We start from the raw sequence: 23769 nt of genomic DNA on the forward strand, positions 1-23769 counted from the left end.
CCTAATGAAGCGATGCAGCAATCATCCCTTTGAGGTTTTTCGCGTCGAAGGCCACGGTCTTATCCGTGTAATAGTTCGCCCGCTCGAATTGCTTCTTCGTCACTGCCTTCTGGCTCTCCGCAATCGCCAGAATGTAGCCGCTGATCTTCTGCACCTTGTACTGCATATAGATCACCTCTGCTTCAAGCAGATGGGTGGAATTCGAGGCACCGATGATGATCAAGGGCTTGCGCGCCTCGAGAACGTGATCAGCTACCAAACCGCCGGGAATCGGAAGCTGGACGTCCGAGCGAAGCGGAATGCCGATTTCATTTGCTATTTCCCCGAGGACGCTCGATAGCCGTTCTTTGAAGTCGCTGTTCGACTGCCGTTCTGCCTGCGACGTCGCAATTCCGTAGAGTTGCTGGGCAGCCTCGGCGACGCGGAAAACGTAGGACGCGATACTTCCCTCGTCGTGTGTCATGGCGCGTATCACTTCGTCGTCGCAAAGGCGGGCCGGGCTCAGCTCGGCGAATTCGCGCGACCATCGCCCAAGCGCTGCCGACTCCACGTCACCGCCTGCCATGCTCGCGTACAAGCATGCTTCTCCATTTTCGTCGATCACGTACGAGCCGTTCTTTGGACGCACGCGCACCACGACGCGGTCTCCGGTCCCAGGATATTCAAGTGGCGTGACGATTCGATGCGTGCCATTGGTGTCGGAGTGCACTTCGAATAGAGAACAGATGGTCCGCTTCAGCGATTCGGTCAACTCCATAGGTCACCTTGGCGATTTATTCTGATCGGCGTCTCGATGCCGACGGCTTTGCAAAAGATCTTGATCAGTTCGGCTCGGTCCGGTTCCAGCCTTGGATCGAAGTCACGATGAGGCTTAAGGTTAAGCTCGGGCGCGCGTGGCAGCAAGCGATTCCGGTAATCGACCGTTGTGCTGCAAGGCAGCTTGCAATGCAAGTCCTTGTGACTGGGATGATAGTGGAACTCGAAGAGTGGGTATAAATCGCCGCTGCGAACGACGCAGAGCAAGTAAGCGTAAAACGAGCGGTCGGTGCGCTCGGGGCCGTCGTGCCAAATGAAGATCACACGATGCTCGTCCGATACCGGGATAAGGTCGGTAGCCTGACTGCCCTGCCGCCCTATCTTGTTGAAGGGCTTAGGAAGTTTGTTCCTGACCAGCTTAGTGAATTGGGGCGTTCCCGTAAGGTACTTGATCGCGCTTTTGTGTCTGGCAAGGTCTTTCGGATTCACGATGCGGCTCTCTCAGTTGTTTCGAGCGACCGCATCGGGCAACGCTGTGCGCGATTCAGGACGTGAGCGGCCGATCAATTCCCCCTTCGGAACCGATGCTAACCGCAACCGCCGGCACGCAATCCTTCGTTTAACGAATATTTCAAACTGCGTCAGAGAAAGCTGAGTCGAGGCAGCGAGCTAACTCAACACTCCACAATATTCACCGCCAACCCACCGCGCGAAGTTTCCTTGTATTTGGTCTTCATATCCGCGCCGGTTTCCCGCATCGTCTTGATGACCGAATCGAGCGAAACGTAATGCGACCCGTCCCCGCGCATCGCCATGCGCGCGGCGTTGACGGCTTTCACGGAACCCATCGCATTGCGCTCGATGCACGGAATCTGCACCATCCCGCCGACCGGATCGCAAGTCAGCCCGAGGTTATGCTCCATGCCGATTTCGGCTGCGTTCTCCACCTGCGCCGGTGTTCCACCTTGCACCGCGGCCAACGCCCCCGCCGCCATCGAACAGGCGACGCCGACTTCCCCCTGACATCCCACTTCCGCGCCGGAGATGGAAGCATTCATCTTGTACAGAATGCCGATCGCGGCCGCCGTCAGCAGAAAATCGATGACGCCCTGCGTGTTCGACCCCGGCACGAACCGGTCGTAGTAATGCAGCACCGCCGGAATGATCCCCGCCGCGCCGTTGGTCGGCGCCGTGACGACGCGTCCGCCGATCGCGTTCTCTTCATTCACCGCGATCGCGTAGAGATTGATCCAGTCGATCATTGAAAGCGGATCGCGCAAGGCCTGCTCCGGTTTGCCCGCCAGCGCCTTGTACAACTGCGGCGCGCGCCGCTTCACCTGAAACGGTCCCGGCAAGTGCCCTTCCGCATCCGGATTGCCGATACCGCAGCCGCGCGCGACGCAATCCTGCATCACGTCCCAGATGCGCAAAAGGCCCGTGCGAATCTCGTCCTCGCTTCGCCAGACGCGCTCGTTTTCCCACATCAACTGCGCGATCGACTTGCCCGATTCAGCGCACATCTTCATCAGCTCGTCGCCGGTATGGAACGGATACGGCAACTGCTCGTGCGCCGTCAGCACCGCCGTGTTCGCCGCGCCTGCCGTCACGACGAATCCGCCGCCCACCGACAGGTACGTCGCTTCGCGCAGCAACGCGCCGTCCGCATCGAACGCGTAGAGCTTCATGCCGTTCGGATGCTCCGGCAGCGCCTGCCGATAGAACGCGATGTTTTCCTTGATCGTGAACGGAATCTTGCGCTTGTTGAGCAACGCGAGCGTCTTCGACGCACGCACCGCTTCGAGTCGCGGAACGATGCTCGAAGCATCGACGGTATCGGGCGCATCCCCCATCAGGCCGAGCATCACGCCGCGGTCCGTGCCGTGGCCCTTGCCCGTCGCGCCGAGCGAGCCGTACAACTCGCATTTCACCGATGCGGTCGGTTCCAGCAGCCCGTCGCGCTCGAGCCCCTGCGCGAACATTAATGCTGCGCGCATCGGTCCGACAGTGTGCGAGCTCGAAGGTCCGATGCCGACTTTGAAGAGGTCGAATACGCTGACTGCCATGACTGCTCCTGCGTGTAAGAGTTAGCGCGCCGGCAGCGGCAGACACACCGCGAGCCAGGCGGGCGGGGTCGGTGCAAGCCGCAGCGCGACCGGCGCGTAGCGGCCGTCAAGCCGCGCCGCCAGATGAAAGAGTTCCGCCGCGTTCTTCGGATCCCACTGACCCGAGAAACCCGGCAAGCCCGCCTCGCGACGCTTGGCGTCGAACGGCACGGACGACTTCACGAATTCATCGTGCGTCTTCGTGCCGAGCGCGTAGGGCGTGAGCCAGTTGAGCGCCTCGGCGAGCGTCGCGCCCGACTGCGCGCGCTCCGGCAGCCAGTTGCGGTTGTGCCGCCGCGCGGCGAGCGCCGCCGTCACGAGCGGCTGAAGATCGTACGTCACGTAGCGAAGCGCATCGCGTTCGGCGAAATCGACCGTCGATCCGTCCGGCGCGATGTTGTCGCCGATATGCTCGACGAAAAGCCGCTGCGCCGCATTGATGAGCTTGCGGTCGTCGATGGTGAACGCGCCCATCGCCACCAGCTTCACGCGATGGCTCTGCCAGTTGTTCCGGTAATTGCCGGTGAGCGGCCGGGGCTGCTTGTCCATGTCGGCGATGTAGCCGTTCACCATTTTCGTGATGAACGCGTTCGCCGCGTTGCGCGTCTTGACCGGCAGGGCGCTCGCCGTGAGGTCGTACGCCAGGATCAACGATTCGAAGTTCGTCTCGTCGATTGGATTGAAGCTCGGCTGATAGGTCGTCGTCCACGCGAACAGGAAGCGGTCGACGAGCCGCAGATAGCGCTCGTCGCCGGTCGCGCGCCACGCGAGTGCGGCATCGCGCATGAGGCCGAGGTCTTTCTCCGCTTCGACGCTTTCGTCGTAGATGCCCTCGTGCGGCAGCGTGCCTTCGGTGTGCAGCTTCGCGCGCGCCTTCGGCTGATCGTTCACGTGCGATTGCACCATCTTCACCAGCGCCTTCACACCGGGATCGGCATTGGTGCGTTCGCTCGTCTGCATCGCGGGCGCGGCGCAGAAATTCATCGCGGCCTGCGCGGACGACGCGGCGACGAGCAGCGCGCCGAGCATCGCTCGCGCCGCGCGCGCGCGGATCGTCCCTTTCACCTCTCGCACCTTGAACGCCATGTGAACTCCCTGGTTTGGCTTTTTGGTCCGGGGTGAGATGTTAGCTGTTCTGGAACGCGCCGCAAAACCGCCCGACAATGCTTTACGCTTCCGGGCGGCGCCCTCTCAGGTCCTTCGCGATGCCTTAGTCGTCCGCGTACTCCGATACGGGCACGCACGAGCACATCAGATTGCGGTCGCCATACGCGTTATCCGCGCGTCCGACCGGCGACCAGTACTTGCGCGCCACCAGCGACTTCACCGGATACGCCGCCGCCTCGCGCGTGTACGTGTGCGTCCAGTCATCCGCCGCGACGACCGTCGCCGTGTGCGGCGCGTTCTTCAGCACGTTGTCCTCGCGATCGGCGCGGCCTTCTTCCACCGCACGGATTTCCTCGCGGATCGCGATCATCGCGTCGATGAAGCGGTCGAGCTCTTCCTTCGATTCCGATTCCGTCGGCTCGACCATGAGCGTGCCGGGCACGGGGAAGCTCATCGTCGGCGCGTGGAAGCCGTAGTCGATCAGGCGCTTCGCCACGTCTTCCACCGAGATGCCGCTCGATTCCTTGATCGGCCGAACGTCGAGAATGCACTCGTGCGCAACGAGTCCGCCCGCGCCGCTGTACAGCACCGGATAGTGCGGCGCGAGACGCTTGGCGACATAGTTCGCCGCGAGGATCGCGCTTTCGGTGGCGGCAGTGAGACCTTGCGCGCCCATCATCGCGATGTACATCCACGAGATCGGCAGGATCGCGGCCGAGCCGTAAGGCGCCGACGACACCGCGCCGATGCCCGCGTCGTCGCGCTTGTAACCCGTGGATGCCTGATTCGGCAGGAACTTCGCCAGATGCGCGCCGACTGCAACCGGACCGACACCCGGCCCGCCGCCGCCGTGCGGAATGCAGAACGTCTTGTGCAGGTTCAGGTGCGACACGTCGCCGCCGAACTGGCCAGGCGCGCACAGGCCGACCATGGCGTTCATGTTCGCGCCGTCGACATACACCTGGCCGCCGTGCGAATGCACGATGTCGCAAATCTCGCGGACGTTGCGCTCGAATACGCCGTGCGTCGACGGATACGTGATCATGATCGCCGCGAGATTCGCGGAATGCTTTTCGGCCTTCGCCTTCAGATCTTCGATATCGACGTTGCCGTTCGAATCGCACGCAACGACGACGACCTGCATGCCCGCCATCTGCGCCGACGCCGGATTCGTGCCGTGCGCGGACGCCGGAATCAGGCACACATTGCGATGCCCTTCGCCGCGCGATTCGTGATACGCGTGGATGATGAGCAGCCCCGCGTATTCGCCTTGTGAGCCGGCGTTCGGCTGCAGCGAAACAGCCGCGTAACCCGTGCACGCGACGAGCATCTGTTCGAGCTGATCGATCATCGTGCGATAGCCGACCGTTTGCTCGGCGGGCGCAAACGGGTGAATCTGCGCGAACTCGGGCCACGTGACGGGCAGCATTTCGGATGTCGCGTTGAGCTTCATCGTGCAGGAGCCGAGCGGGATCATCGTGCGGTCGAGCGCGAGATCCTTGTCGGCGAGGCTGCGCAGATAGCGCAGCATTTCGTGTTCGGAGTGGTGGCGATTGAAGACCGGATGCGTGAGGTACGCGCTCGTGCGATGCAGTTGCGCCGGCAGCGGATCGGCTGCGGCCTGATCGAGCGCGTCGATATCGAACGTTTCGGTCTTGCCCGCGACTTCGGCGAACAGCGCGAAGAGCTTGAGCAGGTCGTCGCGCGTGGTGGTTTCATCGAGCGATACGCCGACTTGCGTCGCGCTCACGTGGCGCAGGTTGATATGCGCGGCGTACGCAGCCTGATGCAGCGCGGTCGTGCTCGCGCCGCTGTCGATCGTGATCGTGTCGAAGAACGTGTCGTTGGCGATTGCATAGCCGAGCTTCTTCACGCCGGCCGCAAAAATGGACGCCACGCGGTTCACGCGCAACGCGATCGTCTTCAGGCCGCGCGGGCCATGATAGACGGCATACATGCTGGCCATGATCGCGAGCAGCGCTTGCGCCGTGCAGACGTTCGACGTCGCCTTTTCGCGGCGAATGTGCTGTTCACGCGTTTGCAGCGCGAGGCGCAGCGCGGAATTGCCTTGCGCATCGACGGTCACGCCGACGAGACGCCCCGGCATCTGGCGCTTGAATTCGTCGCGCACGGCCATGTACGCCGCATGCGGCCCGCCGAAGCCGACCGGCACGCCGAAACGCTGCGTATTGCCGATTGCGACATCCGCGCCCCATTCGCCCGGCGGCGTGATGAGCGTCAGCGCGAGCAGATCCGCCGCCGCGACGACATGGCCGCCCGCCGCGTGGATTGCTTCCGCGAGCGCGCGATAGTCGCGCACATCGCCATTCGCGCCGGGGTATTGCAGCAGCACGCCGAACGCGTTCGCGCTCGCAGCATCCGCGGCCGGGCCGACCTTCACTTCGATGCCCGCGGGCTTCGCGCGCGTCTTCACCACTTCGATGGTCTGCGGCAGCACGTCATCGGCGACGTAGAACACGTTCGATTTCGGCTTGCCGACGCGCTGCAGGAGCGTCATCGCTTCGGCTGCGGCCGTGGCTTCGTCGAGCAGCGAGGCGTTCGCCATCGCGAGGCCGGTCAGGTCCATCACCATCTGCTGGAAATTGAGCAGCGCCTCCAGACGGCCTTGCGAAATCTCCGGCTGATACGGCGTGTAAGCCGTGTACCACGCCGGATTTTCGAGCACGTTGCGCAGGATCACCGCCGGCGTGTGCGTGCCGTAGTAACCCTGGCCGATGTAGGTTCGAAACACCAGATTCTCGTCCGCCAGCCGGCGCAGCGACGCGAGCGCTTCCGCTTCGCTCTTCGGCTGCGTGAACGCACCGAGCGGCAGCGTTTCGTTGCGGCGGATCGATTCAGGAATCACCGCGTCGATGAAGGCCGCGCGCGACGCGAAACCGAGCGCTTCGAGCATCGCGCGCTGGTCCGCTTCATCGGGGCCGATGTGCCGCTCGACGAATGCGTCGTGGCATTCGAGCGCGGCGAGTGACAGGGAAGTGCGGTTCATCAGGCGATCCGGGTGTTCGAGCTTCATGTGAGTTCCTGCGATGCGGCTCACCGTTGAGCCGCAATCGTCATTGAGATGAGTTATTCGCCGATCGACTTGCCGTAGCCTTCGGCGTCGAGCAGCTTGTCCAGGCCGGCGTCGCCCGCCGGCTTGATCTTGAAGAGCCAGCTTTCGTACGGCGCGCCGTTCACCTGATCGGGCGCCGACGTGAGCGCGTCGTTCGATGCGACGATTTCGCCCGAGACCGGCGCGTAGATGTCCGATGCCGCTTTCACCGATTCGATGACGGCGATCGCATCGCCCGCGGTCACGGTCTTGCCCGCCGCGGGCAACTCGACGAAGACGATGTCACCGAGCGCTTCCTGCGCGTGATCGGTGATGCCGACGGTCAGCGTGCCATCGGATTCGGTGCGGACCCATTCGTGCGATTCGGTGTATTTCAGATCGGCCGGGATGCTCATTGGATGCTCCTTGCGTGTGCTTTCGTGAGGTTCTTGATTCGAGGAAACGGGCGCGACGGCGTTACGACAGCTCGACGAGAACCTTGCCGTTGCGCACGAACGGAAGTTTTACCACGCGCGCCGGAAGTTGCTTGTCGCGGATGACGACCTGCACCGTGTCTCCGACGGCGACAGCCGCCGGCACGCGCGCGAAGGCGATGGATTCCTGCATCGACGGCGAAAAGGTGCCGCTCGTGATCTCGCCGTCGCCGTGCGGCGTGACGACTTTCTGATGGGCGCGCAGCACGCCGCCCGCCTTGCCGTTTTCCTTGATCAGCACGAGCCCGACGAAATTGGCCTTGGAGCCGTGCGCCTCGAGCGCGCTGCGGCCAACGAAATCGCGCTGCGTTTTCAGATCGACGGTCCATGCGAGGCCGGCGTCGAGCGGCGAAACCGTCTCGTCCATGTCCTGACCGTACAGGTTCATGCCGGCTTCGAGACGCAGCGTGTCGCGCGCACCGAGGCCGGCGGGCTTCACGCCCACGGCGGCGAGCGCGTTCCACAACGCTTCGACTTGTGTCGCCGGAACGACGATCTCGAAGCCGTCCTCGCCGGTATAGCCGGTGCGCGCGAGCATCAGCTCGCCATATTGCGTCGACGGGAAAACGGCCGCGTTGAATGGCTTGATGTCCTGAGTTTGCGCGCGCGTGTCCGGCAGCACTTGCCAGGTCTTTTCGCGCGCGGTCGGGCCCTGAACGGCGATGATCGCGAGATCGCGGCGCGGCGTGATGGAAAGATTGAATTCGCCTTCGGCATTCAACTGGCCGAACCAGGCGATGTCCTTTTCCGCCGTCCCCGCGTTCACGACCACGCGGAAACTCGTTTCGGAAAAGTAGTAGACGATCAGATCGTCGATCACGCCGCCGTTGCCGTTGAGCAGGCACGAGTAGAGCGCACGGCCGGGCGTCGTGAGCTTGTCGACGTTATTGGCGATGGCGTACCTGAAGAATTCGCGGACGGCGTCGCCCTCGAAATCGACGACGCGCATATGCGACACGTCGAACATGCCGGCGTCGGTGCGCACGGCGCGATGCTCGTCGATCTGCGAACCGTAGTTGACGGGCATGTCCCAGCCGCCGAAATCGACCATGCGCGCGTTCAGCGCGAGGTGGGCGGCGTGCAGGGGCGTGTGTTGAAGTTCGGTCATCGGGGCCTCGGTTCGCGAAACAAAAAAGGCCACGCCGCGCACATTTCGCCCGGCCGATGCCTTTTCGTGCTGCCGAAAGCAGCGCGCAAGGCTCATGCCCCGTAGCGGATGCGATGCGTGACCCCTCTGTCCTCGGTACCTGAGAGATTGCGCGAACCGTGCACGGTCGTGCTGCGGTTCATCGCGCGCCCCTTCGGTGGGCAACTGGCTTCATGAGGAAGCCGCTGCCGCTCTCCAGAGTGCGAGGAAACGAATTCCTCGACGCCGTCGGTCCTTTTGCCTGAGAGTTTGCGGGTATGCCCCTTCGGCGGCGCGGTCTTCGCTGCATGAACGAAACCACGCGCTCTCCCGACGCGTGCGGCAGAATTTACGCGACCGAATAGGGCTTGTCAAACGGATTCGGGCGCGTTCGATGGACACCGAACACGTCCGCTGAACGATGTTCAGTCGAGTTGCCGAAACGGCACGCGCCGCCCTTCCCGGTCACTCTGAATCGCCAGTTCGATGATCGTCATCGTATCGACCGCGTCCTGCGGCGAAATGGGAAACGGCTTGCCGTCCTGAATCGACGCCGCCAGCGCGCGATAAAACTCGATATACGCGCCGTCCTTCGTGGCGAATTCATGGCGCAGGTCGAGATCGCCATCGACTTCGCGCAGCACGCCCGGCGGATTCTTCGCAAACTCCGGATTGCCGGGCCGCATGCCGGAACGCAACTGGTCTTCCTGCGTATCGAGCCCGTTTTTCACATAGCTGCCCCGCGTGCCGTGGATCGCGAAACGTGGCGGTTCCAGCGCCGCGAGCGCGCTGGCGTGCAGGATCACTTCCTTGTCGTCGTAACCGAGCACGAGATGCACGTAATCCGGCGCGTGCGCGTGATCGCGATGCGCCTTCACGAACGCCGTCACCGTCTGCGGCGCGCCGAAGAGCGTCAGCGCCTGATCGATCAGATGCGGCCCCAGATCGAACAGCAGGCCGCCGCCGCGCTCGGCTTCCTCGCGCCAGCGCTGCGGCACTTTCGGGCGAAAACGGTCGAAATGCGATTCGTAATGCGTGATGCGCCCGAGCCGCCCGCTTTCGACGAGCGCGCGCACCGTCATGAAGTCGCCGTCCCAGCGGCGGTTGTGAAACGGCGCGAACACGAGACCGCCTTGCGCGGCGAGATCGGCGAGCGTGCGTGCGTCGCGCGCGGAAAGCGTGACCGGCTTGTCGACGACCACATGCTTGCCCGCCGACAACGCGCGATGCGCGAGATCGAAGTGCGTGTCGTTCGGCGTCGCCACGACGACACATTCGAGCCCGTCGACGGCGAGCAGCGCCTCGAAGTCCGCGACGATCCGCGCGTTCGGATAATCCGCCGTCGCGCGTTCGGCCTGGCTCGTCGCGATGGCCGTCACTTCCGCCCGGCCGCAGTGCTCGATGACGGGTGCGTGAAATGTCGCGCCGGCGAGGCCGTAGCCCATCACGCCGACTTTCAGTGCTGTGCTCATGCGGGCATCGTCCTGTCGTAAATTCGATCGGATATTGTGGCACGAACGAGGGCCGGAACCGCGCCGCCGCTATCGTGTTAACATCGCGCTCTCCTCCGCGCGCGGGTTTCAGCAAGCGCGCCCCGAACTCCAGAAGCCCAATACGATGTCCGCTGGTCTCAACGCCGCGCAAAGCGAAGCCGTGCGCTATCTCGATGGTCCCTGTCTCGTGCTCGCCGGCGCGGGCAGCGGCAAGACGCGCGTGATCACACAGAAGATCGCGCATCTGATCGAAGGACGCGGCTTCGAGCCGAAGCACATCGCCGCGCTCACGTTCACGAACAAGGCCGCGCTCGAAATGCGCGAGCGCACCGCGAAGCTGCTCGAAGGCAAGACGCTCACGACGCCCGGCAAGGAAGGCCGCAAGATTCCCGTCAATCAATTGACGATCTGCACCTTCCACTCGCTCGGCGTGCAGATCATGCGGCAGGAAGCGGAGCACGTCGGGCTGAAGCCGCAGTTCTCGATCATGGATTCGGACGACTGTTTCGGCATGGTCCAGGAACAACTCGGCACGACCGACAAGGGGCTGATCCGCAAGATCCAGTCGATCATCTCGCTGTGGAAGAACGCGATGGTGTCGCCGGATCAGGCGTCCGTGCTCGCGAGCAACGACGACGAGCACCAGGCAGCGATCGTGTATCGCAGCTATGCGGCGACGCTGCACGCGTATCAGGCGCTCGATTTCGACGATCTGATCCTGCGTCCCGCGCAGCTTTTCGCCGAGAACGAGCAGGTGCGCGACAAGTGGCAGAACCGCCTGCGTTATCTGCTGATCGACGAGTATCAGGACACCAACGCCTGTCAGTACGAATTGCTGAAGCAGCTCGCCGGCCCGCGCGCGGCGTTCACGGCGGTCGGCGACGACGATCAGGCCATCTACGGCTGGCGCGGCGCAACGCTCGAAAACCTCGCGCAGCTCGGCAAGGATTTTGCGAAGCTGCACGTCGTCAAGCTGGAGCAGAACTATCGCTCGACGGTGCGCATCCTGACGGCGGCGAACAATGTCATCGCGAACAATCCGAAGCTGTTCGAAAAGAAACTGTGGTCCGAGCACGGCATGGGCGACACGATCACCGTCACCGGCTGCAACGACGAGGAGCACGAGGCGGAATCCGTCGTGTTCCGGCTATCGGCGCACAAGTTCGAGCGGCGCACGCAGTTCCGCGACTACGCGATTCTTTATCGCGGCAATTTTCAGGCGCGCATCTTCGAGCAAGTGCTGCGGCGCGAGCGCATTCCTTATGTGCTGTCGGGCGGGCAGTCGTTTTTCGACAAGGCGGAGATCAAGGATCTCATCGCGTATCTGCGCCTGATCGCCAATCCCGACGACGATCCCGCGTTCATTCGCGCGATCACGACTCCGCGGCGAGGCGTCGGCAATACCACGCTCGAAGCGCTCGGCGCGTTCGCGGGCGCGGCGAAGGTGTCGCTCTTCGAGGCGGTGTTCATGGGCGGCATCGAGGCGCGTCTGTCTGCGCGGCAGGTCGAGCCGCTACGCACCTTCTGCGAATGGATTCGCCGGCTGTCGGACCGCGCGGCACGCGATCCCGCGACCGAAGTGCTCGACGACATGATGGAAGCCATCCACTACGAGTCGTATCTCTACGATGCGTACGACGAGCGCCAGGCGCAGTCGAAATGGCAGAACGTGCTCGAGTTTCTCGAATGGCTCAAGCGCAAGGGCACGAAGCCCGAAGCCGCGCCGGGAACGGAGCAGACAGGCTACGACACCGCCGACGGGTTCGCCGATGAAGGCAAGAACCTGCTCGGCCTGATCCAGACCGTCGCGCTGATGTCGATGCTCGAAGGCAAGGAGGAAGATCCGGATGCGGTGCGGTTGTCGACGGTGCATGCGTCGAAGGGACTGGAGTATCCGCACGTGTTTCTGGTGGGCGTCGAAGAAGGGATCATGCCGCATCGCGGCAGCTCGGACGACGACGCGCCCGTCGACGATTCGCGCATCGAGGAAGAGCGCCGGCTGATGTATGTCGCGATCACGCGCGCGCAGCGCAGTCTGCATCTGAACTGGTGCAAGAAGAGAAAGCGCGCGCGGGAGACGGTGGTGTGCGAGCCCTCGCGCTTCATCCCCGAGATGCTGCTCGACGATGCGCCGCCACCGACCGCCGAGGAAAAGCCGCTGTCGCCGAAGGATCGTATGGCGATGCTCAAGGCGATGCTGCAGAAACCTTGATGCCTTCTTCGTGCTCCAAACAAAAAACCCTGCGCCGCAAGACGCAGGGTTTTTCTCATTGCACTCGAGAAGGTTACTTCGCCGCGTTCACCATGTAATCGACGGCCGCCTTCACGTCCGCATCCGGCGCGTTCGATCCGCCCTTCGGCGGCATCGCGCCTTTGCCGTGCAGCGCGTAGTTATAGACGGTGTCCATCGGCTCCTTCAGGCGCGGCGCCCATGCGGCCTTGTCGCCGAACTTCGGCGCGTTGAGCACGCCGGCCGCGTGACACGCCTGGCAGACTTGCTCGTAGAGTGCCTTGCCGGCCTGCGCGGCATCCGCGCTTTGACCGCCGGCCGCCGGCGCAGCCGATGCAGCCTGCGGCACCGATGCCAGCGCCGCGACGGCTGCCGCCGCCTGCGCGTTCTCATTCGCGCTCGCTCCCGCCGGAGCCGCCGCGCCCGAAGCCGCTGCCGCACCTGATGCGCCCGCGCTCGCCGCTGGGCCCGACGCGGGTTGCGCCGGTTCGGCCAGTTTGCCGCCGCTGCCGTTCGCCATATAGACAACCGCGCGCGCAATTTCGAAGTCGCTGTAATCGTCGGGGCTGGCGCCGCCGCGTGCGGGCATCGCGCCCTTGCCGTTGAGCGCGTTGTGCAGGAGCGTGTCGTAGCCTTCGCCGATGCGCGGGGCCCACGCGCCGGCATCGCCGAACTTCGGTGCGCCAGCGGTGCCCGCTGCGTGACAGGCCGAGCAGACGGCCTTGAAAACTTCTTCGCCGGTCTTGTAGACGCGCGGTGCGTTGGCATCGCGGATATCGACCTGCGCGGCGGGCGCGATGCGCTCCTTCACCGACTGCTCGATGTCCGTGCCCGCGCCGGTACGCGTCGAGTTGTTCACATACACCGCGAGCAGAATGATGATGGCGACCGGGATGCCGAATCCCGCGATGACCGCGGCGATGAGTTGGCCGGGTGTCTTGATCGGGGCTCCGTGGGGTGCTTCGCTCATGCTTGTCTCGTCTCCCGTTTTTTGGTGTGAGTCGGTTCAGTGACAGCGTGACAGCTACCGCATTGCGCTTGCGCGGGCCTTGGGGAAAGGCACGGTCGATTATAGACGGAACGCTTAACTGTCGGCGCGAGGTGGCCGGGGCGGCGGTGCGGGCGTTTACCCGAATCGTGTGATGCTTCGCGCGATGCGTCCAGGCCCGTGCGATGGACGAAGTCATGGAAAACAGGTATTCTCTCGGATTCGCATGGGCCTTGTAGGCGCCTTTTGTTTTCGGGCGCTCCCTCACGCAAGGCCTTTCTCCGATGCGCCCGTAGCTCAATGGATAGAGTACTGCCCTCCGAAGGCAGGGGTTGCTGGTTCGATCCCAGCCGGGCGCGCCAATGAATTCCCCCTCGATCCGGTTGTCGTTCGTTGGTTGTTTCTGTCCGCGATTCCGCCGGCCCGGCTGAACTAGCGCTCGCCGGAAAACGCTCCCGATTCGCCCACCATCGTCCCCCACCCAAACCCCATCCCCGCCAACCACCTCCGATACGCCACCGCCATCCGATCACACCGCTGATGCAGCTCCGCATCGAGATCGAGCGGCAGACGCCGAGGCCATTGCGACTCGACGATCGGCGTGTCCTGCATCAGGATCTCCATATTGAAGTCGTAGAGCGCCTGATCGGAATGCGTCGTGTCGTCCTCATGAATCGACACGAGCCACGCGCGCGTCTCCGTCTGCGTCACCGGCGACGCCGCCAGCATGATATGCAGCGCGCCCTGCCCGCCCGATGCCATCTTCGTGAGACTCGCGATCAACGGCCGCTTGACGCGATACACATAGTCGATCATCGCGCCGCCGCCCTGCCCCGGAATCCCCGCGGGCTGCCAGTATCGACACTGCCGCGCTTCGAGTCCGCCATCGGAAGTCTGCACGACTTCATAGTCCGGCACTTCCGTATGCGTCTCTTCGCCCAGAATCCCCACATGCACGAACGAAAAGTGCGCCATATCGAGAAAATTCTCGACGACGCGCGGCGCCGACGACCTCACAGTCTGCGGCGCGAGATTGATGCGCCGCCCCCCGGGAATCGCGGCTTCGGGAAAGAAATCGAGCGCGTAAGCCGGTTCGCTCAAGCACATCCACACGACGCCGTACTTCTCCTCGCTGACGAAGGTCGTCGCGCAGGCACGCTTCGAAGGACGCAGCGACGGATTCGACGGAATGTGCAGACACTGCCCTTCGATGTCGTAACGCCAGCCGTGATAAGGGCACACGATCTGATCGCGCATCACATGTCCGAGCGACAACTGCGCGCCCCGATGCGGACAGTAATCGCGCCACACATGCGCCGCGCCGACACTGTCACGCCACACGACGATCCGCTCATCGGCGACGACGAACCCGCGCGCAGCGCCTTCGGGAACGTCTTCGCTATTGCAAACCGGCAGCCATTCGCCAGCCAGAGAAAGAGATTCGTCGCGCATCACAGTGAATCAGAAATAGAAGTCCGAAAGCCGTTATTACACGAAACACAGCGTCTTCACAAAACGTTGCAAAATAGCGGATCGCTCGCTCGGCGCAATTCGATGCCACTCCATCCAGCCGATGCCACGCGACGGGGCCGCAGTACATGACAGCAAGATAAAAGAAAGAAATCACCATCCAGGGGTTCAGTATGGAGCAGGCGCATCAACCGGCACGCCGGACTTATGCCTTCGCATGGTCCGAACACCGGAATCCCGAACGCGAGCAGGCCACGCTGCGGGTCTGGATGGGAGCGGCGGTTCTTCTGGCCTACGGCGTCTTCGCCTGGCTACGCCCTTCATACGATGCACTGCTGGTTGCACGCCTCGTCGCGCTCTATGTGTCTTACGGCGCGGTGACGCTCCTGATCGTGAGCCGCATGAGTTCGCCTTCGGAGAAGCGTCTCACCGTCACGACCATCGCCGATCAAACCCTGCTCGGGCTCGCGCTCGCGGCGGGCGGTGCGATCGCGCTACCGCTCATCTGGGTGATGTTCTGGTTTCTGATCGGCTCGGGATGCCGATACGGCAAGCGCACGCTCGCCGTGTCGTGCGCGACGGCGCTCATCATCGTGATCGCGCTCGGTATCTGGCAGCCGTGGTGGCGCGCCAATCTTCCCGCCGCGATCGGGCTGGGCTTGAGCGTGCTGGGCGCATCGGTGTATTTGAGCGTGCTCGTCGATCGGCTCGGCAACGCGAATCGCGATCTCGCACGTCAGGCATCGACCGATCCGCTCACCGGTCTGTCCAACCGATACGCGCTCGAGCGGGTCGTCGATCGCGCGATGAGCACGCGCGATGCCGATGGCGACCACGCCGCCGCGCTCCTCCTCATCGACCTCGACGGCTTCAAGGAAGTGAACGATACCTACGGTCACGCCGTCGGCGACATGCTGCTGCAAGCCTTCGCGCAATCGCTCGCGAAGCGCATGCGCAAGACGGACACGATCGCGCGTCTGGGCGGCGACGAGTTCGTCGTGCTCGCGCATCAGGTACGCGATCGCGCGGCGGTGCTGTCGGTGGCCGACAGCATTCACTCGGTGCTCGGCGCGATGACCTCGGTGCAGGAGCGGCCGGTGTCGGTATCGGCGAGCATCGGCGCGTGTCTGCTTTCCAGCGCGACGGCCGCGCAACAATCCGGCATCACCGCCGTGCTGCGCGCCGCCGACCGTGCGATGTATCGCGCAAAAAGTCTCGGCGAAGGGAAAACCGTCTTCGCCGAAACGCGCGACTTCGAAGCGAATTGAATCGACGTGCCCGCATGCAGGCGGGCACCCCGGCTCAAGGCCGGATCACGCCTCGACGCTCGTCCACGCCTGCTCGCGCAGCTTCGTGCGCAGACGCGCGACCGCCTGGCTGTGCAACTGGCACACACGCGATTCGCTGACTTCCATCACCGCGCCGATTTCGCGCAGGTTCAGACCGCGTTCGTAGTAGAGGCTCATCAGCAGCTTCTCGCGCTCGGGCAGCTTGTCGATCGCTTCGATCAACGCACCGCGCAGGCTGTCGTCGAGCAGCGCCGAAAGCGGGTCCGAGCGATCGACGCAATAGCGGTCGAGGAACGGCTCGTCGTCGGCGGAGCGGTCGAAGTCTTCGTAGTAGATCAGCTGGCTGCCGTGCAGATCCTGGAGCATCGACTGATATTCGTCGAGCGGCATGTTCATGTGCTCGGCGATCTCCGTCTCGCTTGCGGAGCGGCCGAGGTTCTGCTCGACCTTGTGCACCGCCGATTCCACTTCGCGCGACGTCTTGCGCATGCTGCGCGGCAGCCAGTCGTTCGCGCGCAGCTCGTCGAGCATCGCGCCGCGAATGCGCTGGCTCGCGTAGGTTTCGAATTGCGCGCCCTGATCTTCCTTGTAGCGGCTCGCCGCGTCCATGAGTCCGATCATGCCGGCCTGGATGAGATCGTCGAGATCGACGCTCGCCGGCATCTTGGCGACGAGCTGAAGCCCCAGTCGGCGAACGAGCGGCGCATATTTCGTCAGGACGTCCGACTGTGAGAGTTTGCCTTGGGCGTTATACATCTTGGTCACCTATCTTGATCACATCGACGCCGTGCTGGTCATTGCAAAGTCGTGAAGCGCGGCCACACGATGCGCCGCCTCCCGCCCGCCCTGTTCAGAGTCGCCAACCGGAATTCGCGCGTCTGGCTGACCGTTCGCCGCGCGCATGTACGGCGCGGGGCGCATCGGCCAGTGCAGGAGCTCCGCCGCAATCGCGCGGTAGTCGCGCGCCGCGGCCGTAGCCGGGAACGCTTCGACTGCGCAGCGTGAAAGCTCCTTCGCCCGAGCGACGCGCGCATCCTCGGACACATACCCTGCCTGCACGAGCGACACGGCCAGATACCGGCTCGCGACGCCCGACAGGTTGTCGAACGCGACCGCCGCGTCGGCCGGGTTCTGCACGTGATTGATGAGCACGCGGAACTGGCCGATCGCATGGGCGTAGTGCAGGCGCTTCATGCACGCATACGCCTCGGTGATCGCCGACGCAGCCACCCGCGTCACGATGAGAAAGTCATGCGCCTGCGCCGCGAGCGTCGACAGTGCGCCGTGACGGTCCAGTTGCGCGTCGATGAGAACGATGTCCGCCGGACCATCGAGCAATGCGCGGCACTGCGCGGCGTCGTGACTGATGCGCTCGTCGCGCGGCGCGGCGATCTGCGAGAAGCCGAACGGCGTGCGCTCGACGACATCGGCGAGCGCGCGGCGGCCCGACATCACAGCGGCGAGCGCGCCTGCATCGGAGAGGCCCAGCATGCGGCTCGCCGAGCCCGCGCCCCGATGCTCGTCGATGACGAGCACATCCTTGCCGTGCACGGACAGCGCCGCGCCGAGATTCACCACCGCCGACGTGCATCCGATGCCCGCCGGCCCGCCCGCCACCGCCACCACGCGCGAACCGGCGCGCGTGAGCAGCCGTCGCAGACCTTCCGCCTGGTCGAGCACGAACTTATCCAAAGTGCACCTCATGCAGTTCGGTCGTGGCGCGCGCGGACAGTGCGGAGAGCAGCGCCGGCACTTCTTCGTCCTGCGGCACGAACGGCGAGCCGTCGCGCGGAATGCAGAACGCGCTCTTGATGAGGAAACGCTTGGTCGCGACGTACAGGTTCTCCGGTACCTTCTGGCCGGTCGACACGTAATGCACCGGCAGCTTGTAGCGGATGACGGTATCGAGCACGCCGCCGAGATTCGTCGCTTCGTCGAGCTTGGTCAGGATGCAGCCCGCGAGCGGCGGCTGATCCGCCGCGCTCTTGTATGCCTGCACGACTTCGTTGAGCGTGTCGCCGTGGCTCGTCGCGTTGAGCAGCAGGATGCGCTGCACCGGATGGCCCGCGCCGCACAGCATCGCGATCTGGTCCGAGACCATGCGGTCGCGCTGGCTCATGCCGATCGTGTCGATCAGCACGATATGTTTGTTGCGCAGCTCGGAAAGCGCGAGCTGCAGGTCGGCGGCGTCCTTCACCGCGTGCACCGACACGCCGAGGATCTTGCCGAAGATGCGCAACTGCTCGTGCGCGCCGATCCGGTAGCTGTCGGTCGTGAGCAGCGCGACCTTGCTCGCGCCGAAGCGCATCACGCAGCGCGCCGCGAGCTTCGCCGTGGTCGTCGTCTTGCCGACGCCCGTCGGGCCCATCAGCGCGAACACGCCGCCGCGCTCCATCAGCGCGTCTTCGCTATCCATCACCGGGATATTCGATTCGAGCACCTGCTGCACCCATTCGAGCGCGCCTTCCACGTTTTCCATTTCCGGCATGTTCTCCACCATCATGCGGACGAGCTGCGCGGAAAAACCGGCGGCGAAAAGACGCTTGGTCAGCAGGCCCCCGGTCGGGTTGCGGCGCTGGCGCTCGCCCCACAACAGACCGGAGAACTGCTCTTCCATCATCGTGCGCATCGACGAAAGCTCGTTCATCACCGTTTCGTTGACGACTTGCTCCATGCGCGCGCGGATCGCTTCGGTCACGACGGCCGCCGCGTTCGCCGGCAGACCTTCGAAGGCGCCTTTGGGCGCGGCCGTCGCGGTGCTTGCCGCCGGTGCGTCGGCGTGCGGCGCGCTCGCGTTGATCTTCTGCGCGGCACGGCGTGCGGCGACCTGCGCGGCCTCGCGTGCCCAGTCAGGCGTTTCGACCTTCGATTGAGCGCGCGTCTGACCGGCGGCCTCGACGCGGCTCGTTTGAGCCTGCGCCTGCGCTTGCTGGCGAATCGCGTACTTGCCGGCTTCCGGCATCTTGTCGGCGCGCGTCTCATGCGCGGCGACCGGCACCGGCACGCCCATGCCGCGTGCGATCGCGGCGGACGCCGTGAGCGGACGGTTCGACGGCATCGTCGCCTGCTGCGCGATGCGCTTCGCGTGCTCGATCAGCCACGGGTTCGATTCGGCCATCGTGCGCGGCGCTTCTTCGCCGGACGTCGCGTCGTGTTCGTGCGCGAACTCGTCTTCATCGTCGGCGTCGGTGTTCGCGCCGAAGACCGACGAGAACACGTCGCCGCTCGCGTAGGGATTCGCGGCGGATTGTTTTGCCGGCATCGCGGCCGCCGCAGCCGCCAGAGCGGCGCGCGGCGTGCTCGTCGAACGCACTGCCTGTTCCTTCGCGGCCGGCGAGATCGACGCGATATCGCTGTCCGCGACGCCGACGATCTCGACGGAGCCGTCATCCAGCGTTCGATTCGACAACACCACGGCATCGGGGCCGAGCGCTTCACGAACCTGGCGCAATGCGTCGCGGCTGTTCGCGCCAATGAATTTACGAATATTCAAACTTGCCCCCGATGAGGTGTAACTGCGATCTTTAGCAAGCGGACCCACTTGGCTCATTGCCGTGTCCGCTTTTCAGTGAGGCCATTATTGCGAACTTCACCCTTCGTCCATCGCTGGATAAAGGGTGAGAAAAAGGGGTATTTCGGCTGATGGAAATGCGGCGCCGGGCGCGCGAAGGTTGCGCGCGCCGGAAAAAGATTCCGCTTTGCTTCTGTCCGAACGCTCGCCCGACGGCGTAAGCTTTAGGGCAGTTCGCTCACCGTCCGGCTCGCCTGTACGAGCGTCCGGACACTCACAGGAGACTTCTTCGCATGGCGTCCGCTGTCCCCTCCGCGCAGTCCGTTTTTCCCGAAAGTCAAACCACCGGCGCGCGTCTCGTCGTCGATGCGCTCGTGCATCACGGCGTCGAGCGCGTGTTCTGCGTGCCCGGCGAGAGCTTTCTCGCCGTGCTCGATTCCCTGCACGACGAGACCTCGCACATTCAGACGATCGTCTGCCGCCACGAGGCGGGCGCGGCGAACATGGCCGAGGCGGTCGGCAAGCTGACGGGCAAGCCGGGCGTCGCGATCGTCACGCGCGGGCCGGGCGCGACGCACGCGTCGATCGGCGTGCACACCGCGTTTCAGGATTCGACGCCGATGATCCTGCTCATTGGCCAATGCGCGCGGGAACACATGGACCGCGAGGCGTTTCAGGAAATCGACTATCGCCGGATGTTCGGGCAGATGGCGAAATGGGTCGCGCAGATCGACGATCCGCGCCGCGTGCCGGAATACATGAGCCACGCGTTCCACACCGCGACGTCGGGCCGTCCGGGGCCGGTCGTGCTCGCGCTGCCGGAAGACATGCTGACGGAAACGGTCGCAGCCGCGCCGCCGGCGCCGCGTTATCAGCGCGTGGCGGCATCGCCGTCGGCGGCGCAAATCGAGCGGTTGCGCGAGTTGCTTGCCCACGCGAAGAAGCCGTTCGTGATCGCGGGCGGCAGCGGCTGGACGCTCGAGGCGACGCAGGACTTCGCACGCTTCGTCGAGCAATGGCAGTTGCCGGTGGGCTGCGCATTCCGCTATCAGGACACGCTCTCGAACGAGCATCCGAACTATGCCGGCGATGTCGGCCTCGGCATCAATCCGGCACTCGCCGCGCGCGTGCGCGATGCCGACGTGCTCTTCGTGCTCGGCCCGCGCATGGGCGAATCGACGACGGGCGGCTACACACTGCTCGACATCCCGAAGACGAAGCAGACGCTCATTCACGTGCATCAGGGCGCGGAGGAACTCGGGCGCGTCTACAGCGCCGATCTTCCGATCGTCTCGGGCATGCCGGAAATCGCGTCGATGCTCGCGGCGCTGACGCCGCCCGCGAACATCGCGTGGCATGGCGAGGCCGAAGCCGCGCACGCCGCGTATCTCGAATGGCGCAAGCCGCGCCCGATGCTTGGCGATGTCCAGCTCGGCGAAATCATGCGCCAGCTCGCCGAAACGATTCCCGCCGATTCGATCCTCACGAACGGCGCGGGAAATTACGCGACGTGGCTGCATCGGCACTATTCATATCGGCATTTCCGGTCGCAGTGCGCGCCGACGAGCGGGGCGATGGGTTACGGTGTGCCCGCCGCGATCGCCGCGAAGTCGCTGTATCCGGAACGCACGGTGATCGCGTTCGCAGGCGACGGCTGCTTCATGATGTCGAGTCATGAAATCGCCACAGCCATGCAATATGAATTGCCGGTGATTTTCATCGTCGTGAACAACGCGCAGTACGGAACGATCCGCATGCATCAGGAGCGGCATTATCCGAATCGCGTGCATGGGACGGGGCTCACGAATCCGGACTTCGCCGCGTATGCGCGCGCGTTCGGCGCGCATGGGGAACTCGTCGAAACGACGGACCAGTTCATGCCGGCATTCGAACGCGCGCGAAATTCCGGCTTGCCCGCGGTGATCGAGATCCGCATTCCGCAAGAACAGAGCACGCCGGGCGCGACACTCGAACAAATTCGCCAGCAAGGACAGCGGTAAGAGACAAACTTTCAATCTTCTTGCAGCGCACTCCCGGTGGCAGTAGAGTAGCCAGTTCAAAAACACTGGGAGTTAGCGATGCTTAAGATTCTGGCGTTGTCATTGGCATTGGGCTTTTCGGGCGCGGCCTTCGCGAAGGCTGATTGCACCGCGCATCCGAAAAGCGAATGGATGAAGGAATCGGATGCCAAGGCGCAACTCGAAGCGCAAGGCTACAAGATTCGCAAATTCAAGGTCGATGGCAACTGCTACGAGATTTACGGCCACGACAAGAACGGCAAGAAAGTCGAGATTTATTACGACACGAAGACGCTGGCTGTCGTGAAGTCGGAAGTCGAGTAAGCGTCATGTCCGTGGCACGCGTGCGAGTCTGGGACGCGTGGGTGCGGCTCACGCATTGGGCCGTCGCGGGCATCGTCTTGTGGAATCTGTTCGGGCCGACGGATTCCACGCATCGCATGCTCGGATATGTCGCGGCCGGGCTCGTTGTCGCGCGCATCGTGTGGGGTTTCATCGGATCGCGTCACGCGCGATTTTCAGCGTGGTGGCCGACGCGTTCGCATCTCTTCGACTATCTGCAATCGCTTGCGAAGGGCCAGCCGGTGCGCCATGTTTCACACAATCCGCTCGGCGGGTTGATGGCGCTCTTTCTCTGGTTGCTCATCCTGGCGCTCGCGGTGTCCGGCTGGATCATGAGGCTCGATGCGTTCTGGGGCGAGGACTGGCCGCAGGAGGTTCATGCGTGGCTGTCCGTTGCGATCGAGGTCTGCGTTTGCGTGCATGTCGCGGCCGCGGTGCTGATGAGCGTGTGGACGCGGGAGAATCTTGTCCGAGCGATGGTGACGGGGGACAAGCGCGGCGCGGAAAACAAAAAAGCCTCGTGACCTGAATCACGAGGCTTTCTTCTGGCTCGACCGCGAGCGCTTACTTCCCGCCCACGCTCTGCAACGTCGTCCACTTCCCGCCAACGACCTTGTACAGCGTAATACCGCCGTTCTTCAGGTCGCCCTTCGAGTCGTACGAGAGGTGCTTCGCCGTCACGCCCTGCATGTCGGTCTTCGCGAGGAACGGCAGGTACTTCGCCGGGTCCGTCGAGTTGGCCGCCTTCATCGCGTTGAACATCGCCATCGCGCCGTCGTAGGCGTACGGCGAGTAGGTCTGCACGTCTTCGTTGAAGCGCTTCTTGTACTTCGCTTCGTATTCGGCGCCGCCCGGCATTTCGTTCATCGGCAGGCCGGCGAGCGATGCCACCGTGCCCTCGGCCGCGTCACCCGCGATCTTGACGAACGTGTCGGTCTTCACCATTTCGCCCGCCATCAGCGGTGCGCGGAAGCCGAGCGTCTTCATCTGCTTGACCATCGGGCCGGCTTGCGAATCCGCGCCGCCGTAGTACACGAGGTCCGGGTTCATCGACTTGATCTTGGTCAGAATCGCCTTGAAGTCGACAGCCTTGTCGTTCGTGAATTCACGGTCGACGATCGTGCCACCGGCCGCCTTCGCCGCCTTCTCGAACTGGTCGGCGAGACCCTGGCCATAAGCCGTGCGGTCATCGACGATCGCGATCTTCTTGACCTTCAGGTTCTTCACCGCGAACTCGCCCGCGACCGAGCCTTGCTGCGTGTCGGAGGTCATCATGCGGAAGGCCGTCTTGAAGCCTTGCGTCGTGTACTCGGGCGCCGTCGCCATCGCGATTTCGGGGATGCCCGCGTTCGCGTAGATGCGCGACGCCGGGATCGTCGTGCCCGAATTGAAGTGGCCGAGCATGCCCTTGATGCCGTCGTCGACGAGGCGCTGTGCGACGGTCGTACCGGTGCGCGGGTCGGCCTGATCGTCGGCCGAGTTCAGCACGATGCGAACCGGCTTGCCGCCGATCACCGGCTTCGTGGCGTTGAAATCTTCGACAGCGAGCGTGATGCCGTTCTGCATGTCCTTGCCGTAGTGCGCCTGCGCGCCGGTCAGCGGTCCGGCGTAACCGACCTTCACGTCCTCGGCTTGCTGCGCAAATGCGGTCCCCGCGAACGACAGGCCGGCGAGCGTCATGGCTGCTGCCAGCTTGGTCATCGTGTGCTTCATAGCTTCTCCTGGTTCCAGTGTGGATGGCAGCCTGTGCCGGGATCGCCGTGCCTGCTGCCGCTTGTTTGAATTCGTTTG

General features: G+C 63.9%; 19 protein-coding genes, 1 tRNA gene and 2 riboswitches. Of the genes, 6 read left to right on the forward strand and 14 right to left on the reverse strand.

Features of this window, described 5'->3' with window-relative positions; translation table 11 throughout:
- Position 1: 1 nt before the first annotated feature.
- The 8 genes from NCT32_RS13440 to NCT32_RS13475 form a co-directional block, all read right to left on the reverse strand.
- Positions 2 to 757, reverse strand: coding sequence for a hypothetical protein (locus tag NCT32_RS13440; protein ID WP_250490400.1), 756 nt, complete (start codon positions 755 to 757; stop codon positions 2 to 4).
- Positions 748 to 1245, reverse strand: a complete 498-nt coding sequence (locus NCT32_RS13445) for a hypothetical protein (RefSeq protein WP_250477215.1) — start codon at positions 1243 to 1245, stop codon at positions 748 to 750. Before NCT32_RS13445 ends, NCT32_RS13440 begins: the two co-directional genes overlap by 10 nt.
- A gap of 185 nt (positions 1246 to 1430) precedes the next feature.
- A complete protein-coding gene (locus NCT32_RS13450; protein ID WP_061116564.1) occupies positions 1431 to 2819 on the reverse strand; it encodes an L-serine ammonia-lyase in 1389 nt (462 codons plus the stop codon).
- Positions 2820 to 2840: 21 nt separating this feature from the next.
- The gene (locus NCT32_RS13455; RefSeq protein ID WP_061116565.1) at positions 2841 to 3944 is read right to left on the reverse strand and encodes an alginate lyase family protein; all 1104 of its coding nucleotides are present in this window, start codon (positions 3942 to 3944) and stop codon (positions 2841 to 2843) included.
- A gap of 124 nt (positions 3945 to 4068) precedes the next feature.
- A complete protein-coding gene (gene gcvP, locus NCT32_RS13460; protein WP_250477216.1) occupies positions 4069 to 6999 on the reverse strand; it encodes an aminomethyl-transferring glycine dehydrogenase in 2931 nt (976 codons plus the stop codon).
- 53 nt (positions 7000 to 7052) lie between these two features.
- Positions 7053 to 7433 (reverse strand): glycine cleavage system protein GcvH, encoded by a 381-nt coding sequence (gene gcvH / locus NCT32_RS13465; protein ID WP_061116567.1) that lies wholly within the window; start codon positions 7431 to 7433, stop codon positions 7053 to 7055.
- A 61-nt stretch (positions 7434 to 7494) separates the two neighbouring features.
- The gene (gcvT, locus tag NCT32_RS13470) at positions 7495 to 8619 is read right to left on the reverse strand and encodes a glycine cleavage system aminomethyltransferase GcvT (RefSeq protein ID WP_250477217.1); all 1125 of its coding nucleotides are present in this window, start codon (positions 8617 to 8619) and stop codon (positions 7495 to 7497) included.
- Positions 8620 to 8735: 116 nt separating this feature from the next.
- Positions 8736 to 8867, reverse strand: a riboswitch (glycine riboswitch).
- Between the two features lie 10 nt (positions 8868 to 8877).
- Positions 8878 to 8980: riboswitch (glycine riboswitch) on the reverse strand.
- Between the two features lie 82 nt (positions 8981 to 9062).
- Positions 9063 to 10109: an oxidoreductase gene (locus NCT32_RS13475; protein WP_250477218.1), complete on the reverse strand. Its 1047-nt coding sequence runs from the start codon at positions 10107 to 10109 to the stop codon at positions 9063 to 9065.
- A 145-nt stretch (positions 10110 to 10254) separates the two neighbouring features.
- On the opposite strand from NCT32_RS13475, the gene NCT32_RS13480 reads away from it, so the two are divergent.
- Positions 10255 to 12342, forward strand: coding sequence for a UvrD-helicase domain-containing protein (locus NCT32_RS13480; RefSeq protein WP_250477219.1), 2088 nt, complete (start codon positions 10255 to 10257; stop codon positions 12340 to 12342).
- Between the two features lie 73 nt (positions 12343 to 12415).
- On the opposite strand, the gene NCT32_RS13485 is transcribed toward NCT32_RS13480, so the two are convergent.
- The gene (locus NCT32_RS13485) at positions 12416 to 13330 is read right to left on the reverse strand and encodes a cytochrome c5 family protein (protein ID WP_250477220.1); all 915 of its coding nucleotides are present in this window, start codon (positions 13328 to 13330) and stop codon (positions 12416 to 12418) included.
- Positions 13331 to 13634: 304 nt separating this feature from the next.
- Here NCT32_RS13485 and NCT32_RS13490 point away from each other — a divergent pair.
- A tRNA-Arg gene (locus NCT32_RS13490) sits at positions 13635 to 13710 on the forward strand.
- A gap of 70 nt (positions 13711 to 13780) precedes the next feature.
- Here the strand turns inward: NCT32_RS13490 and NCT32_RS13495 are convergent.
- A complete protein-coding gene (locus NCT32_RS13495) occupies positions 13781 to 14800 on the reverse strand; it encodes an aromatic ring-hydroxylating dioxygenase subunit alpha (protein WP_250477221.1) in 1020 nt (339 codons plus the stop codon).
- A 191-nt stretch (positions 14801 to 14991) separates the two neighbouring features.
- On the opposite strand from NCT32_RS13495, the gene NCT32_RS13500 reads away from it, so the two are divergent.
- Positions 14992 to 16086, forward strand: a complete 1095-nt coding sequence (locus tag NCT32_RS13500; protein ID WP_250477222.1) for a GGDEF domain-containing protein — start codon at positions 14992 to 14994, stop codon at positions 16084 to 16086.
- A 45-nt stretch (positions 16087 to 16131) separates the two neighbouring features.
- Here the strand turns inward: NCT32_RS13500 and NCT32_RS13505 are convergent, their stop codons facing one another.
- The 3 genes from NCT32_RS13505 to flhF are packed head-to-tail and all read right to left on the reverse strand — an operon-like array spanning position 16132 to position 19600.
- Positions 16132 to 16863 (reverse strand): RNA polymerase sigma factor FliA, encoded by a 732-nt coding sequence (locus NCT32_RS13505; protein WP_061116573.1) that lies wholly within the window; start codon positions 16861 to 16863, stop codon positions 16132 to 16134.
- 18 nt (positions 16864 to 16881) lie between these two features.
- Entirely contained in the window at positions 16882 to 17799 is a 918-nt protein-coding gene (locus NCT32_RS13510) for a hypothetical protein (RefSeq protein WP_061116574.1), read from the reverse strand.
- Positions 17792 to 19600: a flagellar biosynthesis protein FlhF gene (gene flhF, locus NCT32_RS13515; RefSeq protein ID WP_250490401.1), complete on the reverse strand. Its 1809-nt coding sequence runs from the start codon at positions 19598 to 19600 to the stop codon at positions 17792 to 17794. The genes NCT32_RS13510 and flhF overlap by 8 nt, the downstream gene beginning before the upstream one ends.
- 311 nt (positions 19601 to 19911) lie before the next feature.
- Here flhF and NCT32_RS13520 point away from each other — a divergent pair, with 311 nt between their 5' ends.
- The 3 genes from NCT32_RS13520 (at position 19912) to NCT32_RS13530 (ending at position 22502) form a co-directional block, all read left to right on the forward strand.
- On the forward strand, positions 19912 to 21618 hold the full coding sequence (locus tag NCT32_RS13520) for a thiamine pyrophosphate-binding protein (protein WP_250490402.1): 1707 nt from the start codon (positions 19912 to 19914) through the stop codon (positions 21616 to 21618).
- Positions 21619 to 21696: 78 nt separating this feature from the next.
- On the forward strand, positions 21697 to 21960 hold the full coding sequence (locus NCT32_RS13525; protein ID WP_044041758.1) for a PepSY domain-containing protein: 264 nt from the start codon (positions 21697 to 21699) through the stop codon (positions 21958 to 21960).
- 5 nt (positions 21961 to 21965) lie between these two features.
- Entirely contained in the window at positions 21966 to 22502 is a 537-nt protein-coding gene (locus tag NCT32_RS13530) for a cytochrome b/b6 domain-containing protein (RefSeq protein ID WP_061116577.1), read from the forward strand.
- Between the two features lie 40 nt (positions 22503 to 22542).
- Here the strand turns inward: NCT32_RS13530 and NCT32_RS13535 are convergent, their stop codons facing one another.
- Positions 22543 to 23691 carry a branched-chain amino acid ABC transporter substrate-binding protein gene (locus NCT32_RS13535; protein WP_061116578.1) on the reverse strand — a complete coding sequence of 383 codons (1149 nt, stop codon included), beginning with the start codon at positions 23689 to 23691 and terminating at the stop codon, positions 22543 to 22545.
- Positions 23692 to 23769: the final 78 nt, after the last annotated feature.

Source organism: Caballeronia sp. INML2 (genome assembly GCF_023631365.1).
Lineage (GTDB): Bacteria > Pseudomonadota > Gammaproteobacteria > Burkholderiales > Burkholderiaceae > Caballeronia > Caballeronia turbans.

Bases quoted from the DNA above. Each gene is read 5' to 3' on its own strand.
- NCT32_RS13440 (WP_250490400.1), bottom strand. From the start codon at position 757: ATGGAGTTGACCGAATCGCTGAAGCGGACCATCTGTTCTCTATTCGAA.
- NCT32_RS13450 (WP_061116564.1), bottom strand. From the start codon at position 2,819: ATGGCAGTCAGCGTATTCGACCTCTTCAAAGTCGGCATCGGACCTTCG.
- NCT32_RS13455 (WP_061116565.1), bottom strand. From the start codon at position 3,944: ATGGCGTTCAAGGTGCGAGAGGTGAAAGGGACGATCCGCGCGCGCGCG.
- gcvP (WP_250477216.1), bottom strand. From the start codon at position 6,999: ATGAAGCTCGAACACCCGGATCGCCTGATGAACCGCACTTCCCTGTCA.
- gcvH (WP_061116567.1), bottom strand. From the start codon at position 7,433: ATGAGCATCCCGGCCGATCTGAAATACACCGAATCGCACGAATGGGTC.
- gcvT (WP_250477217.1), bottom strand. From the start codon at position 8,619: ATGACCGAACTTCAACACACGCCCCTGCACGCCGCCCACCTCGCGCTG.
- NCT32_RS13475 (WP_250477218.1), bottom strand. From the start codon at position 10,109: ATGAGCACAGCACTGAAAGTCGGCGTGATGGGCTACGGCCTCGCCGGC.
- NCT32_RS13480 (WP_250477219.1), top strand. From the start codon at position 10,255: ATGTCCGCTGGTCTCAACGCCGCGCAAAGCGAAGCCGTGCGCTATCTC.
- NCT32_RS13485 (WP_250477220.1), bottom strand. From the start codon at position 13,330: ATGAGCGAAGCACCCCACGGAGCCCCGATCAAGACACCCGGCCAACTC.
- NCT32_RS13495 (WP_250477221.1), bottom strand. From the start codon at position 14,800: ATGCGCGACGAATCTCTTTCTCTGGCTGGCGAATGGCTGCCGGTTTGC.
- NCT32_RS13500 (WP_250477222.1), top strand. From the start codon at position 14,992: ATGGAGCAGGCGCATCAACCGGCACGCCGGACTTATGCCTTCGCATGG.
- NCT32_RS13505 (WP_061116573.1), bottom strand. From the start codon at position 16,863: ATGTATAACGCCCAAGGCAAACTCTCACAGTCGGACGTCCTGACGAAA.
- NCT32_RS13520 (WP_250490402.1), top strand. From the start codon at position 19,912: ATGGCGTCCGCTGTCCCCTCCGCGCAGTCCGTTTTTCCCGAAAGTCAA.
- NCT32_RS13525 (WP_044041758.1), top strand. From the start codon at position 21,697: ATGCTTAAGATTCTGGCGTTGTCATTGGCATTGGGCTTTTCGGGCGCG.
- NCT32_RS13530 (WP_061116577.1), top strand. From the start codon at position 21,966: ATGTCCGTGGCACGCGTGCGAGTCTGGGACGCGTGGGTGCGGCTCACG.
- NCT32_RS13535 (WP_061116578.1), bottom strand. From the start codon at position 23,691: ATGAAGCACACGATGACCAAGCTGGCAGCAGCCATGACGCTCGCCGGC.